This window comes from Bacillus pumilus (genome assembly GCF_024498355.1).
GTDB classification, from domain to species: domain Bacteria; phylum Bacillota; class Bacilli; order Bacillales; family Bacillaceae; genus Bacillus; species Bacillus pumilus_P.
Window position 1 is genome coordinate 2,237,788 of sequence record NZ_CP101833.1, and the last position, 17,048, is coordinate 2,254,835.

Annotated in this window: 17 protein-coding genes and 1 other annotated feature; all 17 genes read right to left on the reverse strand. The window is 41.1% G+C overall.

The features are described from left to right. Positions 1 to 7: 7 nt before the first annotated feature. Complete coding sequence (locus NPA43_RS11375; protein ID WP_099726616.1) at positions 8 to 1,129, reverse strand: Nif3-like dinuclear metal center hexameric protein; 1,122 nt, start codon at positions 1,127 to 1,129, stop codon at positions 8 to 10. After that, on the reverse strand, positions 1,122 to 1,838 hold the full coding sequence (locus tag NPA43_RS11380) for a tRNA (adenine(22)-N(1))-methyltransferase (protein WP_099726615.1): 717 nt from the start codon (positions 1,836 to 1,838) through the stop codon (positions 1,122 to 1,124). Before NPA43_RS11380 ends, NPA43_RS11375 begins: the two co-directional genes overlap by 8 nt. Before the next feature lie 121 nt (positions 1,839 to 1,959). Next, entirely contained in the window at positions 1,960 to 2,319 is a 360-nt protein-coding gene (gene cccA, locus NPA43_RS11385; protein WP_034319511.1) for a cytochrome c550, read from the reverse strand. A 302-nt stretch (positions 2,320 to 2,621) separates the two neighbouring features. Next, complete coding sequence (rpoD, locus tag NPA43_RS11390; RefSeq protein WP_008342392.1) at positions 2,622 to 3,743, reverse strand: RNA polymerase sigma factor RpoD; 1,122 nt, start codon at positions 3,741 to 3,743, stop codon at positions 2,622 to 2,624. A 201-nt stretch (positions 3,744 to 3,944) separates the two neighbouring features. Then, complete coding sequence (gene dnaG, locus NPA43_RS11395) at positions 3,945 to 5,774, reverse strand: DNA primase (RefSeq protein ID WP_099726614.1); 1,830 nt, start codon at positions 5,772 to 5,774, stop codon at positions 3,945 to 3,947. A gap of 33 nt (positions 5,775 to 5,807) precedes the next feature. Next, positions 5,808 to 6,308, reverse strand: a complete 501-nt coding sequence (locus NPA43_RS11400) for a YaiI/YqxD family protein (RefSeq protein WP_230030402.1) — start codon at positions 6,306 to 6,308, stop codon at positions 5,808 to 5,810. 261 nt (positions 6,309 to 6,569) lie between these two features. Then, on the reverse strand, positions 6,570 to 7,391 hold the full coding sequence (locus tag NPA43_RS11405; RefSeq protein ID WP_099726612.1) for a pyruvate, water dikinase regulatory protein: 822 nt from the start codon (positions 7,389 to 7,391) through the stop codon (positions 6,570 to 6,572). Between the two features lie 25 nt (positions 7,392 to 7,416). Then, positions 7,417 to 8,055 carry a transcriptional regulator CcpN gene (locus NPA43_RS11410; protein ID WP_099726784.1) on the reverse strand — a complete coding sequence of 213 codons (639 nt, stop codon included), beginning with the start codon at positions 8,053 to 8,055 and terminating at the stop codon, positions 7,417 to 7,419. Between the two features lie 166 nt (positions 8,056 to 8,221). Continuing rightward, positions 8,222 to 10,267 carry a glycine--tRNA ligase subunit beta gene (glyS, locus tag NPA43_RS11415; RefSeq protein ID WP_230030403.1) on the reverse strand — a complete coding sequence of 682 codons (2,046 nt, stop codon included), beginning with the start codon at positions 10,265 to 10,267 and terminating at the stop codon, positions 8,222 to 8,224. Further along, positions 10,260 to 11,147: a glycine--tRNA ligase subunit alpha gene (gene glyQ / locus NPA43_RS11420; RefSeq protein ID WP_003217487.1), complete on the reverse strand. Its 888-nt coding sequence runs from the start codon at positions 11,145 to 11,147 to the stop codon at positions 10,260 to 10,262. Before glyQ ends, glyS begins: the two co-directional genes overlap by 8 nt. A 113-nt stretch (positions 11,148 to 11,260) precedes the next feature. Continuing rightward, positions 11,261 to 11,438: a binding site (T-box leader), on the reverse strand. Positions 11,439 to 11,477: 39 nt separating this feature from the next. After that, on the reverse strand, positions 11,478 to 12,248 hold the full coding sequence (gene recO, locus NPA43_RS11425; RefSeq protein ID WP_060697377.1) for a DNA repair protein RecO: 771 nt from the start codon (positions 12,246 to 12,248) through the stop codon (positions 11,478 to 11,480). Positions 12,249 to 12,283: 35 nt separating this feature from the next. Continuing rightward, complete coding sequence (locus NPA43_RS11430) at positions 12,284 to 12,427, reverse strand: YqzL family protein (RefSeq protein WP_003217288.1); 144 nt, start codon at positions 12,425 to 12,427, stop codon at positions 12,284 to 12,286. A 147-nt stretch (positions 12,428 to 12,574) separates the two neighbouring features. Continuing rightward, positions 12,575 to 13,480, reverse strand: a complete 906-nt coding sequence (gene era / locus NPA43_RS11435; RefSeq protein ID WP_099726610.1) for a GTPase Era — start codon at positions 13,478 to 13,480, stop codon at positions 12,575 to 12,577. Then, positions 13,473 to 13,871 (reverse strand): cytidine deaminase, encoded by a 399-nt coding sequence (locus tag NPA43_RS11440; RefSeq protein WP_008356263.1) that lies wholly within the window; start codon positions 13,869 to 13,871, stop codon positions 13,473 to 13,475. Before NPA43_RS11440 ends, era begins: the two co-directional genes overlap by 8 nt. Positions 13,872 to 13,984: 113 nt before the next feature. Continuing rightward, positions 13,985 to 14,371 carry a diacylglycerol kinase family protein gene (locus tag NPA43_RS11445; protein WP_099726609.1) on the reverse strand — a complete coding sequence of 129 codons (387 nt, stop codon included), beginning with the start codon at positions 14,369 to 14,371 and terminating at the stop codon, positions 13,985 to 13,987. Next, on the reverse strand, positions 14,349 to 14,828 hold the full coding sequence (ybeY, locus tag NPA43_RS11450) for an rRNA maturation RNase YbeY (RefSeq protein WP_099726608.1): 480 nt from the start codon (positions 14,826 to 14,828) through the stop codon (positions 14,349 to 14,351). The genes NPA43_RS11445 and ybeY overlap by 23 nt, the downstream gene beginning before the upstream one ends. Beyond that, positions 14,829 to 16,940: an HD family phosphohydrolase gene (locus NPA43_RS11455; RefSeq protein ID WP_370461107.1), complete on the reverse strand. Its 2,112-nt coding sequence runs from the start codon at positions 16,938 to 16,940 to the stop codon at positions 14,829 to 14,831. Positions 16,941 to 17,048 lie beyond the last annotated feature (108 nt).

Below are 17,048 nucleotides of genomic sequence, written 5' to 3' on the forward strand. Positions count from 1 at the left end.
CGTTTTTTTACATAAACTGAAATGGGTTTGTGTTTGATTCTGACACAAAGAGCTGTACATCATACTTTTGATCCGTACATAGCGATTGAAGCTTCGCTTTCACGCCCTCTTTCATGATCTTTTCTGCGTAATGACCTGGGTCCACTACGTTTAGTCCGAGCATCATTGCATCGTGGGCGACATGAAAATAAAGGTCTCCTGTCACATACACATCGGCACCCATTCTTTTCGCTTGATGGATGTATTTATTTCCGTCTCCGCCAAGCACAGCTACCTTTTTCACAACCGCTTCCTGATCTCCTACAAAACGAGCACCATTCACATCTAGCTTCACTTTTACAAATTGTGTAAATTCCCCAAGAGTCATAGGGTCTCTTAATTCTCCAATGCGGCCGAGACCTTTTTGAATAGGAGGAAGATCCGTCGTGTGTACACTGTAGGCGACTTCTTCATAAGGATGTGCTTTGATCATTTCACGAATCACTTGTTTTTCAATACTTGCTGGGAAAATGGTTTCGATCCGCACTTCTTTCACAAATTCCAGCTTACCCGACTCACCAATAAAAGGCTCAGCTTCTTCTGATGGCAGAAAGCTGCCTGTCCCTTCATTTGAAAAAGCACAATGGCTGTAGTTGCCAATATGACCAGCTCCCGCATTTCCTAAAGCCGTTCTGATGGCCTCTTCAAATTCCTCTGGAACATAAAGTGCAAGCTGCTTGATTTGATCTTCATATGTCGGAACTAACACACTTGTTTCCTTGAGCTCTAATGCCTCAGCAAGCAAGTCATTGACTCCTCCATCCGCTACGTCTAAATTTGTATGAGCCACATAAACCGCAATATCATGTTTGATGCACTTTTCAATGATACGTCCAGCCGGCTGATCTGTCGCTACATTTTTTAATGGACGAAAAATCGGCGGGTGGTGGGCTATGATAAGATCTATATTCCGCTCAATCGCCTCATCTACCACATTCTCTAATACATCTAAGGTGATCATGACATTGGTGACTTGTTTATTTAATGTTCCAATCTGGAGCCCAATTTTATCACCCTCCACGGCATATGCTTTTGGTGAAAATTGTTCAAACAATTGGATGATTTCATGCCCGTTTACTGTTTTAGTCAACAGTCAAAACCTCCTTTAGAATCTTTATTTTCGCTTTCAGCTCTTTCTGGCGCTCTTTGTTTTCTTCTGTCGGAGCTGCCTCTTGAATTTGACCTTCTATTTTCTCCATATGCTGAAGCTCTTGCATCCACTTGCGCCGGAAGACGTCATTTTGCTCTTTCGCAAGAAACGGACCAACTAGCATGCCTGTTTCTACTGACATTCCTTCATAGGCTTTATCTTTGTCGCCTTTTTCGGCGATGATGATTTCGTATATTTTGCCATCCTCTTCTAAAATGACTTCACCCATCAATTCATACCCCTCTTGATAGAGCCATAAACGAATGTGGTGAGCATGGATATTTGGCTGAAGAATGAGCCGCTCGCGGCCTGTGAGCTTATGCTTGCCGTCATTTAAAATGCTTGCGATGAGTGCTCCGCCCATACCTGCAATCGTGACTGCATTCACTTCGCCCTTTTCAATGACTTCAAGGCCATTTCCTTTTCTGACCGAGATCTGTTCATCTAATTCAAGTCTATGTACTTGCTGCTTCGCAGATTGGAGCGGTCCATCTGTAATTTCACCAGCAATGGCTTTTACTGCTTTTTGATGTAATATCGCATAGCATGGCAAATAGGCATGATCTGAGCCGATATCAGCAAAGACAGCCTCATTTGGTAAAAAGTCTGCAACTCTTTTTAATCGTTTCGATAAATTCATTTCATTCATACATATCACTACTTTTCTTTAATGTTCATCCCTTGTCTATCTTATATAAATTATGGACTTTTTAAAAGTCGTTTTCAAATGAAAAAAGCTCTTCTTATCAAAAAGAGCTTTTTGCGTCACATTATTTAATTTTGGAAACCCATTCTGACATTTCATCTAGCTTTTCATTCGGAATCAGCCCGCCTGGCATCCCGTTTCCGCCTTCTTGAATTTTCTTCTTGATGTCTGCCACTTCAAGCTTGTCACCAACACCTTTTAATGCAGGACCTGCGCCGCCTTCATAGTTTTCCCCATGACAGCTCAGACAGTTTTGCTTATACAATTCTTCCGGCGTCGCATTTGCTGTCTCCTCTTGCTTTTGCTCTTCGCCACCAGAGGCAATTTTTTCTTCATCCTTCAGCCCCTTCATTGATAAGAAAAAAGTGAGTCCAATTCCTAAAATGGCAATCAATAAAAATGGTATAAGTGGATTCCGTTTCATTTCTTTCATCCTCCCCTTTGTGAAAAACCCCTTTGAGACTATGCAAACAATTCTAATTCTACTTTAATTTTACAAAAAGTAAACGAATTATGATACAAAACTTTGGTCAAGTTCACAGATTAGACAAAAATGAATCATGATGAGAAATGAAGCCTGCAGCACATTTTGATGTATTTTTTATACATCTTTTCTCTAAGAACGTTGCAAATTCATTTGTTATTCAGTAAAATATAATCAGATTGAAAAAAGCGTTTTCATTTTGATGAAGAAAGAACGGATCTCTTTCAAGATCCGTCCGGTTTCTATTCTAAGAAGTCTTTTAATCGTTTACTTCTGCTTGGGTGTCTTAATTTACGAAGAGCTTTCGCTTCAATTTGGCGGATACGCTCTCTTGTTACGCCAAACACCTTTCCAACCTCTTCTAACGTGCGTGTTCTTCCGTCATCTAGTCCGAAACGTAGTCTCAGCACATTTTCTTCACGGTCCGTTAGCGTGTCTAATACATCTTCAAGCTGCTCTTTCAACAATTCGTATGCAGCATGGTCAGATGGAGACGTCGCCTCTTGGTCTTCAATAAAATCACCAAGATGCGAGTCATCTTCTTCACCAATAGGTGTTTCTAAAGAGACAGGCTCTTGTGCAATTTTAAGAATTTCTCTTACCTTTTCTGGGGTTAAATCCATGTCTTCAGCAATTTCCTCTGGCGTTGGTTCTCTGCCTAGGTCTTGCAGAAGCTGTCTTTGAACACGGATCAATTTATTAATGGTTTCCACCATATGAACTGGAATACGGATTGTTCTCGCCTGATCGGCAATGGCACGCGTGATCGCCTGTCTAATCCACCAAGTCGCATATGTTGAGAATTTGTATCCTTTGCGGTAATCAAACTTCTCAACTGCCTTCATGAGCCCCATGTTTCCTTCTTGAATCAAGTCAAGGAAAAGCATACCACGACCGACGTAGCGTTTCGCAATACTGACAACGAGACGAAGGTTCGCTTCCGCTAATCTTCTTTTTGATTCCTCATCGCCTTCTTCGATCTTTTGAGCATACGTAATTTCTTCTTTAGCAGATAACAAATTGACGCGTCCGATTTCTTTTAAGTACATACGAACAGGATCATTAATTTTGACACCTGGTGGTACGCTTAAATCATTCAGGTCAAATTCCTCTTCTGCTTTAGCCAGCTGCTGAACATTTGGGTCTTCTGTCTCTTCATTTTCACTGATGAGCTCTACACCCTGTTCGCCTAAGTATTCATAGTATTCATCCATTTGGTCTGATTCAATTTCAAAGCTAGACATACGCTCTGCAATTTCTTCGTATGTTAAAACGCCCCGTTTTTTACCCGTTTCAGTGAGCTTATCTCTCACCTGTTCAAAGGTTAATTCAGTTTCGGTTTCGTGGGCTTGTTTATCAGCCATTATGGATCCCTCCTTCCAAAGCTTGCAACGAATTCTAAAGTAACTTGCGATTTGCATCCGCTCTGCTTTTCTCTCTCTATCAAACAGATGAGCAAATAGGAATAAAATAAATAATGATGAAGGCAAGATGCTTGCGGTCTTATGCTCCTCCCCTAAAGGATTCATTGCCAGCCGTAAGTCTTGTCATAAATATTAGACGTATTACTTCAGCGAACGGTTCAACTGAATAATTTCTTTTGCAAGTGTTGCCGCTTTGAAGAAATCTTTTTGCCTCTCCGCCTCTGCACGTTCTAGTTCTTTTTCCTTTATCATTGACAAATTCCGATGATTCAACACTTTTTTTACATAATCACTTAATTCAGCTTCACTTAGTTCGTCTCCAACTTGAATCATTAATATATCCGTCAGAAGCTGACTTATCACATCATCTTCCAACCGGTTCATCAGGTGCTGCGGCGTCGGTTCTTTGCCTTCTTCATACAATGCATAAATGTACGTTGCCAGCGCCCTGTGCGTATCTATATTAAATTCAATCCCTACTCTGTCAAGCACTTTGCGGATCACGTCATCGCTTTTTAACATATGAGCAAGCAGCATTCTCTCTGCATTTTCATATGCCGGCCGCAGACGCTTTCTTCTCACCTGTGTTGACAAATGTGCACGCCGTTTTTCAAGCCCACTTTCTTCCTGCGTGCTTTTGGCTTCTTGCCGCTGCTGCTTTTCAAACAGCTCCAGTTGTTCCTTTAATGAGTCAAGTGAGATCGAGAACTCTCCAGCAAGCTGTTTCATGTAAATCTCTTGTTCCAAGGAGCCGTTTAACCGGCTGATTTCTCGGAGAACTTGCTTCATATAAGCAAGACGGTCTCCTTCGTCTGATAAATTCTTTCCTCTTCGGAAAAAATTCATCTTAAATGTCATTAATGTCACACTTGCATCTATGATGTCATTCCTAAATTTCTCGCCGCCATATTTACGAATGTAATCATCTGGATCGAGTCCATCTGGTATCATGGCAACGCGAACTTTACATCCTCTTTTTCCAAGCAAATCTGACGCTTTCATGGTCGCTTCATATCCGGCCGTGTCAGAGTCATAACAGAGGATGATCTCTTCTACGTTCCGTCTGAGCAGTTTAACGTGCTCTTCTGTTAAAGACGTACCCATTGTTGCAACACTTTCGCCAACACCAGATGTGACAGCTGAGATGACGTCAGCAAATCCTTCGAAAAGGACCGCCCGTTCGCGTTTTCTAATATGCATACGCGCGTCATGAAAGTGATAGAGCAGCTTACTTTTATGAAAAAGTGGCGTTTCAGGACTATTCATATACTTAGGCTGCTGATTACCAAGTGATCTTCCGGAAAAAGCGACGACCGTCCCGTGATGATCATGAATTGGAAACATGACACGATCCCTAAAACGATCAAAAAAGCCTGTGCCGTTTTCTCGTTGAATCAAAAGACCAGCTTTCTCCATCATCATAGGATCAAACCCTCGTTTTTCTAAAAACTTGGTCATGAAATCCCAAGAGTCAAGAGCATACCCGATCTCAAACTTGGCAATTGTTTCATCCGTAAAGCCTCTGGACCGTAAATAATCGAGTGCGTTTTGACCTTCCTTTGTATTTACCAGCAAATGGTGGTAAAATTTCTTAAGAAGCTCATGTGCCTCAATCATTTTATGATTTGCTGTATCCTCTTGCTGAGAGGAACTGATCTGAGCATTCGCTACATGATCAGGCAAATCAATATGGTACTTATCAGCAACATGTGAAACGGCTTCAATAAATGAGTAGCCTTCCATTTGTCTGAGGAACGAAAACACATTACCTCCAGCACCACAGCCAAAACAATGGAAGATTTGCTTATCTGCTGAAACAGAGAATGAAGGAGTATTTTCACCATGGAATGGACAAAGACCGAAGTAATTTCGACCTTGTTTTCTAAGCTGTACGTATTCTCCAATCACTTCGACAATGTCTGCGTTTTTTTGGATCTGCTCCAAAAGTTCATCTGGTATACGTTTGCTCATCCTAATAACACTCCGTCGTACATTATTCGCCTTTTAATTCAAAAATCCTTCATGATTCGACAGGATTTTTTGTAGTTGCGTAATAAATCGCTTTTTATCCTCTTCCAAAAGCTTTTTGGGACCTTTTCCGTATATACCTTTTCTTCGCTGTTTGCTGGAAACATGCCTGCGTTCCAAATCAAAATCAATTGTTTCGTTTGTGTACATCCGTCCTCTTTCAGACAGAACAATGACATGTCTTGGAAGCAGTAAGGAGGCAAGACCAATATCTTGGGTGACGACAATATCATGTGCGGCAGCTGAGTTCGCAATGACTAAATCCGCTGCTTCCTTATGTGTATCTACAAACCGCCAATCTTCAAGTGGTGATCTTTTGGTTTGAAAATGCTCATATGAAGCAATGAAAGTCACAGATACTTGAAACTGAGATGCGACAGAAAGGATTTCGTCTTTTACAGGACAAGCATCTGCATCGACATAAATCGTCCTCTCTCTTTTACGTTCATTCAGGTGACTAATTCTCCATCCCTCCACCTTATTCCTGCTTTAAAGAAGCAAAAAGACCATACTTTTCCCCCATAAAGCAATCAACAGTAAAACTCATTTTGTCGAAAAGTTATGTTCAGAATCACTTGACTTCTGCCAATATTAGTTTATTCGTTCTTGACTTAACTTAAACCTAAAATCAATCATTTTATCACAATTTTTTATTATAATACAAATGCAGCAAATATGCCATTATTTTTGTTTACCCGTTTCCCACCATAGGAAAAACCCAGGAGGAGCATCCTGAGTTTATTCGGAACCTCTTTTGGTCAGCATTTGATGAATGACATTCGCCGTTTCCTCAACTGCTTTATTCGATACATCGACAACTTGACAGTTAATTCGGTCAACCACTTTTTCAAAATACTCTAGTTCCTCTTTAATCCGCTCGATGTTCGCATAAATTGCTCGATCATTTAAACCTAGAGATTTTAAACGTTCTTTACGAATATGATTGAGTTTGTCTGGACTAATTTTCAGGCCAATGCATTTCTTTGGATCAACTGAGAATAACTCTTCTGGCGGATCTACTTCAGGAACAATCGGAACGTTCGCTACCTTCAGCCGCTTATGCGCCAAATATTGAGAAAGCGGTGTCTTGGACGTGCGTGATACACCAATGAGCACAATATCAGCTTTTAGAATGCCTCTTGGATCTCTGCCATCATCATACTTTACAGCGAACTCAATGGCTTCTACTTTTTTAAAATAGTCCTCATCTAATTGACGTACACGACCCGGCTCATGTTTCGCTTCATTTCCATATGCGGTCTCCATTTTATCAATAAGTGGACCAATGATGTCATAGTAAACGACTCCGTTTGCTTCTGCCTCTTCTATTAAAAATTGACGCATTTCTGGCACAACGAGAGTAAAGCAGACGATCCCGTTATCTGCTTTCGCCAGTGAAATGACTTCTTTAATCGTACCGATATCCTCAACATATGGGATTCTTCTAATATTTGAATGGTCTGATGAACCGCCATCAAATTGGCTAAGTGCCGCTTTGACCACGAGCTCTGCGGTTTCTCCTACTGAATCTGATACAACAAAAATTACGCGATTACTCATAACATCCCCTCGCAGTCTTCTGTAATTAGATAATTTCATTCTCCGATAAGCTAACAAGTATTTTCGTCATGTTTGTTTTCGTAATTCTGCCGACAACTTCAAAGCCTTTATCCGTTTCTTTTATGACAGGAAGTGCGTCTATTTGCTTTTCAATCAAGTGCTTGGCCACATCCATAATGAAATCTTCCTTGCGGCAAACGGTGATGTTCGGCATTCTTGTCATAATAATATGGACAGGTATAGATGGAAGCTCTTGTTTTCCAATACTTGCTCGAAGGAGGTCTTTTCTTGATAACACGCCTGTTAAAATAGAGTGATCGTCCACAACGAATAATGTGCCCACATCCTCTAAAAACATCGTACAAATCGCATCATAAACCGAAACATTCTCATGTATCACCACTGGAATGGATTGGAAATCTTTCACTTGGAGTTTTTTCAGCTTATCTGCCAGAAGCTGCGTGCCTGTTTTTCCTGTAAAAAAGTAGCCGACCCTTGGCCTTGCTTCTAAAAATCCAGACATTGTTAAAATGGCTAAATCCGGTCTGAGGGTAGCCCTTGTTAAGTTCAGCCGATCGGCGATATGCTCTCCAGTGATCGGACCATTCTCTTTGACAATCTGTAAAATCTGCTCTTGCCGTTTATTTAACTCGATTGTACTCACCACCTTTAAATAGAGAGAGCGAATCTTTACTTTATGTATATCATTTTCATAACTCATCATATTATAGCGCATCTTTGTCCGAATGAAACAAAAATCCGCTCAAAAACCGTGAATTAAATGAGTAAAAAACGATTGCCCTTCTCAAAAGGCAACCGTTCTTAGGTATTTATTTTACAATTAAATTGTTCATATTCGCAAATGATTGAATGACTTTGGCTAGCTTGACCATCTGTGCCAAACGATTTTGCTTCAGTTTTTCATCATCCGCATGAACCATTGTGTGATCGAAATAATGAACAATCGGCGCTTTTAAGGTATTTAACGCCTCAAGTGCTAAGTTGTATTCTCCTGCTGCCACATGTCCCTTAACAGCTTTCTCTACTTGCTGATACGCCTCAAATAGCTTTTGCTCGTGCTCATTTTCAAACAGTGCAGGCTGAATCTCTACATCTTCCCCTTTTTTACTGATTGAAATGACGCGGCCAAGTGCCTCAGCCGTTTCTTTGAAGCTTTCTTGTTTCACGCTCTCTTCAAGAACAGCTGCTTTTTTCACGACCGCATAAGGCTCAATATTTTCAACATCAAGCACTGCATCGGCCACATCATGACGGATATGCTCTGCTTGGAGGACATATTTTAAACGCTGCGTCAAAAACTCAATCAGAGCAGCTTCATGTTCTGCCTCTACTTGAGCAAGTGCTAACAGCTCTTTAAATGAAATATTCCAATGACGGTCGAGCAGGATTTGAACGATACCGCTCGCTTGTCTTCTGAGTCCATAAGGATCTTGAGAACCCGTTGGAATCACATCAATTGAAAAGAACGAACAAATAGAATCTAGTTTATCCGCTACTGCGACAATCGCACCAATCAGAGTCGAAGGCGCCTTGTCACCGGCAAAACGCGGCATGTAGTGTTCGTTTATGCTCTTTGCGACTTCTTCGTGTTCGCCAAGTGCTTTTGCATATTTCTCACCCATGATTCCTTGTAATTCTGGGAATTCATAGACCATTTGAGTCACAAGGTCAAACTTAGAAATACTTGCTGCTCTTGCGACACGTTTTGTTGTTTCGTCATCTGTGCTGACATGCGCTGCTAGGCGGGTCGCAATATCTGTCACTCTCTTCAGCTTGTCACCAATTGTTCCAAGCTTCTCATGAAATACAACCTTATCAAGCTTTTTAATATTGTCTTCAATGACTAGTTTTTCGTCTTCTTTATAGAAGAATGCAGCATCTGATAAACGCGCACGAAGTACTTTTTCGTTTCCTCTTGCGACATTTTCCAGCGCCTCACTGTTTCCGTTTCTGACCGTAATAAAATGAGGCAGCAATTCTCCTTGCTCATTTTTCACAGGGAAATAGCGCTGATGCTCTTTCATTGTCGTGACCAATACTTCTTCCGGCAATGCAAGGAACTCTTCTTCAAAGGAACCAAACAACACTGTTGGGTATTCAACAAGATCGTTGACTTCCTCTAGAAGTTCAGGATCAACTGGAATGACCCAGCCTTTTTCTGAAGAAAGGGCATTTAGCTGCTCAGTAATCCATTGCTTTCTTTTACCTGCATCTGCAATGACAAATTGATCGTGTAATGTTTGCTCATAAGAAGCAGGTGAGTCAATGCTGGCTGTCGTACCGAGGAAGCGATGTCCTCTTGTCTCCCGTCCGCTTTTTACGCCTGCAATTTCAACGGGTACGATCTCTTGCCCGAATAAGCAAACAATCCATTTAATCGGACGGATATAGCGTAAATCTTCGCTTCCCCATCTCATGTTCTTTGGAAAGCTTAATGAAGCGGCAATCTCACCTAGCGCTGGGAGAAGGTCTTTGACTTGCTTTCCTTCTTGGAACTTTTGGACATGGACATAATCCACACCTTTGATCTCTTTGAAATAGAGATCCTCTGTTGAAGCGCCTTGTCCGCGGGCAAAGCCCTCAGCCGCTTTTGTCCAATTGCCTTCAGCGTCTTGAGCAATCTTTTTAGCTGGGCCTTTTGCTTCTTCTTTGATGTCTTCTTGTTTTTCTGCGACACCTTTGACGAGCACAGCAAGGCGTCTTGGTGAATTGAATAAAACAACATCTTCGAATGAAATATTTTGCGTTTCAAACCAAGCTTTTACTTTCTCACCTAGCTGCTTTGTGCTCTCTGGCATGAAACGAGCCGGCATCTCTTCTAAGCCGATTTCGAGTAATACATCTTGTTTATTCATGAGAAGCCGCCTCCTCTTTTAACATAGGAAATCCAAGTTTTTCTCGTTCTTCGTAATACGTTTTAGCCACTTTTCGCGCTAACTGACGTACTCTTCCAATATAGCCGGTTCGCTCAGTGACAGATATAGCGCCCTTTGCGTCGAGCAAGTTAAACGTATGAGAACATTTGAGTACATAATCGTATGCCGGGTGAACAAGTCCTTTGTCCATTTGGCTATGTGCTTCTTTCTCATAGGTTGTAAATAAATCGAACAGCATGTCAGTATTAGATGTTTCAAATGTATAAACAGAGTGCTCATATTCAGCCATTAAGAATAAATCTCTTACAGTAAATCCGTCTGTCCATTCAAGGTCAAAGACATTTTCTTTGTCTTGGATGTAAGAGGCAAGACGTTCAATACCGTATGTGATTTCAACAGAAACTGGCTTACATTCTAAGCCGCCGACTTGCTGAAAATACGTAAATTGCGTAATTTCCATGCCATCAAGCCAGACTTCCCAGCCGAGCCCTGCACAGCCAAGAGATGGATTTTCCCAGTTGTCTTCAACAAAACGAATATCATGTTTCAACGGGTCAATGCCAAGCGCCTTCAATGATTCAAGATACAATTCTTGAATATTGTCAGGTGATGGCTTAATGATCACTTGAAATTGATGATGCTGATACAATCTATTTGGATTTTCTCCATATCTGCCATCAGCCGGGCGTCTAGAAGGCTCTACATACGCTACCTTCCACGGCTCTGGTCCGATGCTTCGCAGGAACGTGTATGGACTCATCGTTCCAGCACCTTTTTCTGTGTCATACGCTTGCATTAATACGCAGCCTTCATTTGACCAATGCTTTTGCAGCGTCAAAATCATGTCTTGAATATTCAATGATCGCACCTCCGTCTTTTCTATACCATCCGCTATGTATGGCGGGTGGGGACTAGAACCTCATAAGAGAACACAAAAACTCCCGTCTCTATGCTCACAAGGTTCCTTGCAAACATAGGGACGAGAGTTTTTCCCGCGGTTCCACCCTATTTGCTGGTGTCGTAGCACCCAGCCGCTTTGTTTTACGTTGCTCAAGAATGCCTTTCGTTACGCCTCCATCCTTAGCTTACACCGTCCTAAGGTCGCTTTTATGGATTATACGTAAGTACTTCTTTCTGTCAATGCAACATATTTTATCTTAGATGATCTTACAAAAAGTCATGGAAGATGTCAACTTTTGTTTTCGTCACCCATTAGCTTTTTCATGGATTCCATCTGATTCATGAATTTTTTTGATTTTAAATAAAGGCCTGAATACTCGTCATAGTAGTGATCCAGCACTTGACGAATTTCTTGTTTAGTCTGCGGTTTCACGTCAACTTGACCAAGCCTTGATAAATCAAAATAATGAAACAAACGAAGCAGTCTTGCAGCTGCTGGGGATAAGGGCAGTTTATATGGATCTTTAGAAAAGCAATTTTGGCAAATAAATCCGTTATCTCTAATCGAGAAATGGAACTGCCCTTCTTTTTGACCGCAGTGTACACATTGATCCAGTTCAGGCTTCATCCCCATCACTGATAACATTTTAACCTCTACAATAAATAAAATAATATCAGCATCTGTGCCTTCATTGAGATGACGTAAAGATTGAAGAAGGAGCTCAAACAAATAAGGGTTTGGCTTCTTTTCCTCCGTTCCTTTATCGAGTAATTCTGTCATATATGCGGCATATGCAGTCAGAAATAAATCTTCCCGGATGGCCCGCATGCTTTCGATCATTTCACCTTGCTGGAGCGTTCCAAGTCCTGTTGATGATTGGATAAGGAAGGTTCCGTATAAAAACGGCTGGCTTATGGCTGACAGGCGGCTGTTTGATTTTTTAGCACCTCTTGCCATCACACCAATTTTCCCATGCTCTCTAGTGAGCAGCGTGACAATTTTGTTTGTTTCGCCATAATCTGTTGTTCTAAGAACGATTCCTTCACTTTTAATGAGCATTTGTCTACACTCCGAGCGTTGGAGGGGGTCAAGAATTATAAGATTGGAAAATCAAATCGTGCTATCTCTTCTTCAAGTACATCGGGTCTTTCCAGGTTCTCCTTTTCTAACTCTTTGAAAAGCAGATACGTGTCAACGCTTCCTGTTTGTGAAAATACGTTCCATGTAAAATTCAACATAAAAACCCCACCTTTCTTTATTAGAAGCAGCAACGCTACATCCAACATATTAACTTTATCTTGACCAGGCTACCTCCATTTCATGATAAACAATTTTTACTAATCGAACCGCACCATTGTCAGATTTTATGACAAATGCAGCGATTTTTAATATTCGTCTTCTCTAAATCCGAAGTCACGCAAGTGAGTGGATTTATTACGCCAGTCCTTCTGAACTTTTACCCAAAGCTCCAGGTATACTTTTGAGCCTAGAAGTGCTTCAATATCTCTGCGCGCTTTTTGTCCCACTTCTTTTAATAAGCTGCCTCGTTTACCAATAACGATCCCTTTTTGTGAATCACGTTCTACGACAATGGTCGCCGCCACATGGATCTTGCCATTTTCATCTGGCTTAATTGATTCGATCGCAACCGCAATACTGTGAGGAATCTCTTCTCTCGTTAAATGCAGCACTTTTTCACGAATTAATTCAGAAATAATAAACCGCTCTGGATGATCTGTTACTTGATCTGCTGGATAAAATTGAGGGCCCTCTGGAAGATAACCTTCAATTTGCTGAAGAAGCGTATCAATGTTGTTGCCCTCAAGAGCTGAAATTGGCACAATTTCCTTAAACGGATAACGTGTGCGGTATTCATCAATTAAAAGGAACAGTTCATCTGGGTGAATTTGATCAATTTTATTCACGACAAGGAACACCGGTGTAGATGTTTGCTTTAGTCGTTCAATGATGAATTCATCACCTTTGCCATAACCTTCCTTTGCGTTGATCATAAACAAGATCAGGTCGACTTCCTTCAGTGTATTTTGAGCCACCCTCATCATAAAATCACCTAGCTTATGCTTAGGTTTATGAATGCCTGGTGTATCGATAAAAATCGTTTGTGACGTGTTGGTTGTCAAGACACCTTGAACTTTGTTTCGCGTCGTTTGGGGCTTATCACTCATAATGGCAATTTTTTGTCCAATGACACGATTAAGAAAGGTTGATTTACCTACATTTGGTCTTCCAATAATTGATACAAATCCTGATTTGAAGCTTTCGTTAGTCATTTAAATCCTCCGGTGAAAATGCGCCTGGCAATAGTTCGTTTACTGTTGTTTCGTATATATGTCCTTTTAAGTTTGTTAGGATCACTGGCATATCAGGTGCACATAGCTCTGAAATGACCTGTCTGCATGCGCCGCACGGTGAAACAGGTCGATCTGTATCAGCCACTACTGCAAGCATTTGAAAAGATGTGATGCCTTCTGAATAAGCTTTAAAAAGTGCTGTTCTTTCCGCACAATTACACATGCCATATGCTGCATTTTCAATGTTGCAGCCGCCATACACTTTTCCATCATTCGACAATAATGCTGCACCGACTTTGAATTTTGAATAGGGTACATATGCAAAATCTCTTGCTTTGATTGCTTCTGAAATCAACTCTTGTTTGTTCATTCCTAGTTCCCACTTTCAGAAGAAATGGACCCACTGTCACATTTATATTTTACATAATTCACGTGACATTTTCACGCCCATTTCTAAAAATGTTAATAAATAGTAATATTGTTCTATTGCATGATCTTCGGCAGGAAGATCATCAACCCAATCATAACCGAAATCGCGGCGTAAACGCAAACAGCGCCTGCTGCAGCGTCCTTTGCTCTTTCTGCAAGCGGGTGCTTTTCTTCTGTCATAAGATCCACTGTATGTTCAATGGCTGTGTTGACAAGTTCAAGTGCAAAGATTCCCCCACATAAAAGAAGCACGATCATCCATTCGACCGGTTCAATGTGAAACCAAAAGCCGCAGATCACCACGATGATGGCTGCGACTGTATGAAATCGAAAATTCCGTTCATTCAAGAAAGTTCGCCAGATTCCTCTAAATGCATAATAAAAACTCCGAAAAAAACGGGCAAGCGGGCTGCGTTTCTTACGATGATCTCGAAAGGCCATAATCATCCAGAATTTTTGTCTGTTTGGCGAACATTTCTTTCTCATCTTCCTCTGTCATATGATCATAACCAAGTAAATGAAGGAAACCATGAATCGTTAAGAAGCCAAGCTCTCTCATAAAGGAATGTCCATATTCTTCTGCCTGCTCTTTCGTTCGATCAACACTAATGATAATGTCACCGAGTACCGGCGGGATGTCGCCCGCGCCAATGATCTCAATCTCACCTTCTCCTTCTTCCTCAAGTGCAAAGGAGATCACATCTGTTGGTGCGTCCTTTCCCCTGTATTCTTTGTTGATTTGATGAATTTCTTCATTCGAGACGATCGACACTGATACTTCCGCTTGATCTTTTACCTCAAGGGCATCCGCAGCAAATTGAAGAAGCTTTTCCATTTCTTCAAGATGCTCTTTTGATACTTGTCCTGTTTCATCTATTAAATCGATTAACAATGTCATTTACTTCACCTTCTGTTTCGGGGCATCTGGATATTCAATCCGAGAATGGAAAATCCCCTTTAATGTTGTACAAATCGTTTGGCTAATAATATTTAATTCTTTAAATGTCAGATCACATTCACTAAATTGCCCGTCCTGCATTTTATCTGAAATAATGCCTTTGACAAGTTTTTCAATCCGCTCTGGATTTGGATTATGCATTGACCGAACCGCAGCTTCAACGCTGTCAGCCACAGAAATGATCGCCGCTTCTTTTGATTGCGGTTTTGGACCAGGATAACGAAATTCTTCTTCTGTCACCTGATCATCACGTTCTTTTGCTTTGTAGTAGAAGAACTTTAAAAGAGATTTCCCGTGGTGCTGTTCTGCAATATCGACAAGCTCTTCAGGAAACTTCTTTTCTCTCAGCATATCAGCACCATCTGTCGTATGGGCAATAATAATATTTTTACTCAGCTGTGGGGAAAGCTTGTCATGCGGATTATCAATGTTCATTTGGTTTTCAATAAAGTATTGCGGTCTTTTCGTTTTCCCAATGTCATGATAATAAGCGCCGACCCTCGCTAAAAGCCCGTTTGCGCCGACTGCTTCACAAGCAGCATCCGCTAAATTCGCCACCATGACACTATGATGATATGTACCTGGTGTCTCTGTTAAAATCTTTTTGAGCAGCGGATGATTTGGATTCGATAATTCAATCAGCTTCATTGTCGAAAGAATGCCAAACATGCTTTCAAAGACAGGCATTAACCCAATAACCAAAATAGCTGATGCAAACCCTGACACAATCGCCATCATGAGGTTCACACCGATTTCAAGTCCTGACGGAGAGGAGTTTTGGATCAGCGTGATTGATAAAACCACAAGAACATTCGTCAAAGCCACCAAAAGCCCTGCCTGCAAAATTTTCGATCTCGCGTTATGTTTTCTCAAAAACAAAATGCCCGCCATCCCGCTAATGAGATAATAAGCACAGATAACATAGTTAAAGACGCCGGTTACTCCTTGATTAAACATCATACTGCCGCAAAGGGCAAATACAAGGCCAGAGAAGATCGCTAACCGCTCATTGATCAGCAGCTTGATCAGCATCGTCCCAAGCGCAACTGGCACGACATAGCCTATCGTCGTGTATTTCGTTTCCTGGAAGAGACTGAATACTTCCATGATGATTAAAATAATGGTGAAAATAAGCGAGTAAAGCAGTAACGATTTATTCTTATGGACGAGCGATTTTTTCCTCGTTTCTAATGTGTGAATAATCGCCGCTAAGAAAAGGCCGATCAATATCATAAGACCGCTTACAGGCTTAAACAAATTTGAGCTGTTTAACAGGCCGGTCAGCTCTAATTTGCGATAAACTTCACGGTCGATCAGTTCCCCTTCCTCCACTAAAATTTGCCCTTGCTTGATTTGAACCGGCTGAATATTATCAGCTGCTTCTTGCCTTTTCTTCTCTGTTGCCACTGGGTCAAATACATAGTTTGGAATAATCGCAAATTCACCGATTTCTTTCGCTGCATTTAAATATTTTGAAGGAATCGAATTGTTTTCAAGCTCTGTTTTCACTTGTTTTTTCTCATCTTGTAACTTAGCTGCTGTGATTTCTTTACTCATCAGTGAATTCACCACTGTGATGATGGAATCCTTAGTAAAAGAGAGATTTTCGTCACTTGCTTGGAGCAGTGCTTTGATGGATTGATCCGAAACAGCTTCCTGCATATCTGTTGTGAGTTTTTCTTTTACACGCTTGACCATTTCTTGATCTGTTGGCGGGTTCTCTTTTTCATCAGCGGCTTTCTTCTCTTCTTTAATGGCTTCAAAGAGGGATGAGATGAGGTCAACACGATTGTCAGAATATGCTTTTTTGAGCGTATACTGATCTTCTACTTGATCCGTTGCTTCTTGCTTCTTTTCTTCTGTCGCTTCTTGATCATCGACGGTTGACGGAGAATAGATGGTCTGTTCGCTCACTGAAAACAAATCTAAGTCGAGCGATTCAGGCTTTACATGGAAGAAGAGCACCACGAACAGAATGGCTGCTAGACCAGCGTATAGCAAAACGTTTAAATAACGTGAGCGCTCCATTTTCTGAGGTTCTTTTTTAGACAGCAGTCTTTTGCGCTTACTGCCTTTCTGATTCTTTCTCAAGGAAAGTACCTCCTTTTTTACTTTAAACCACGATCGAAACAAAATGACCCGATGAAGACGATCGGGTCA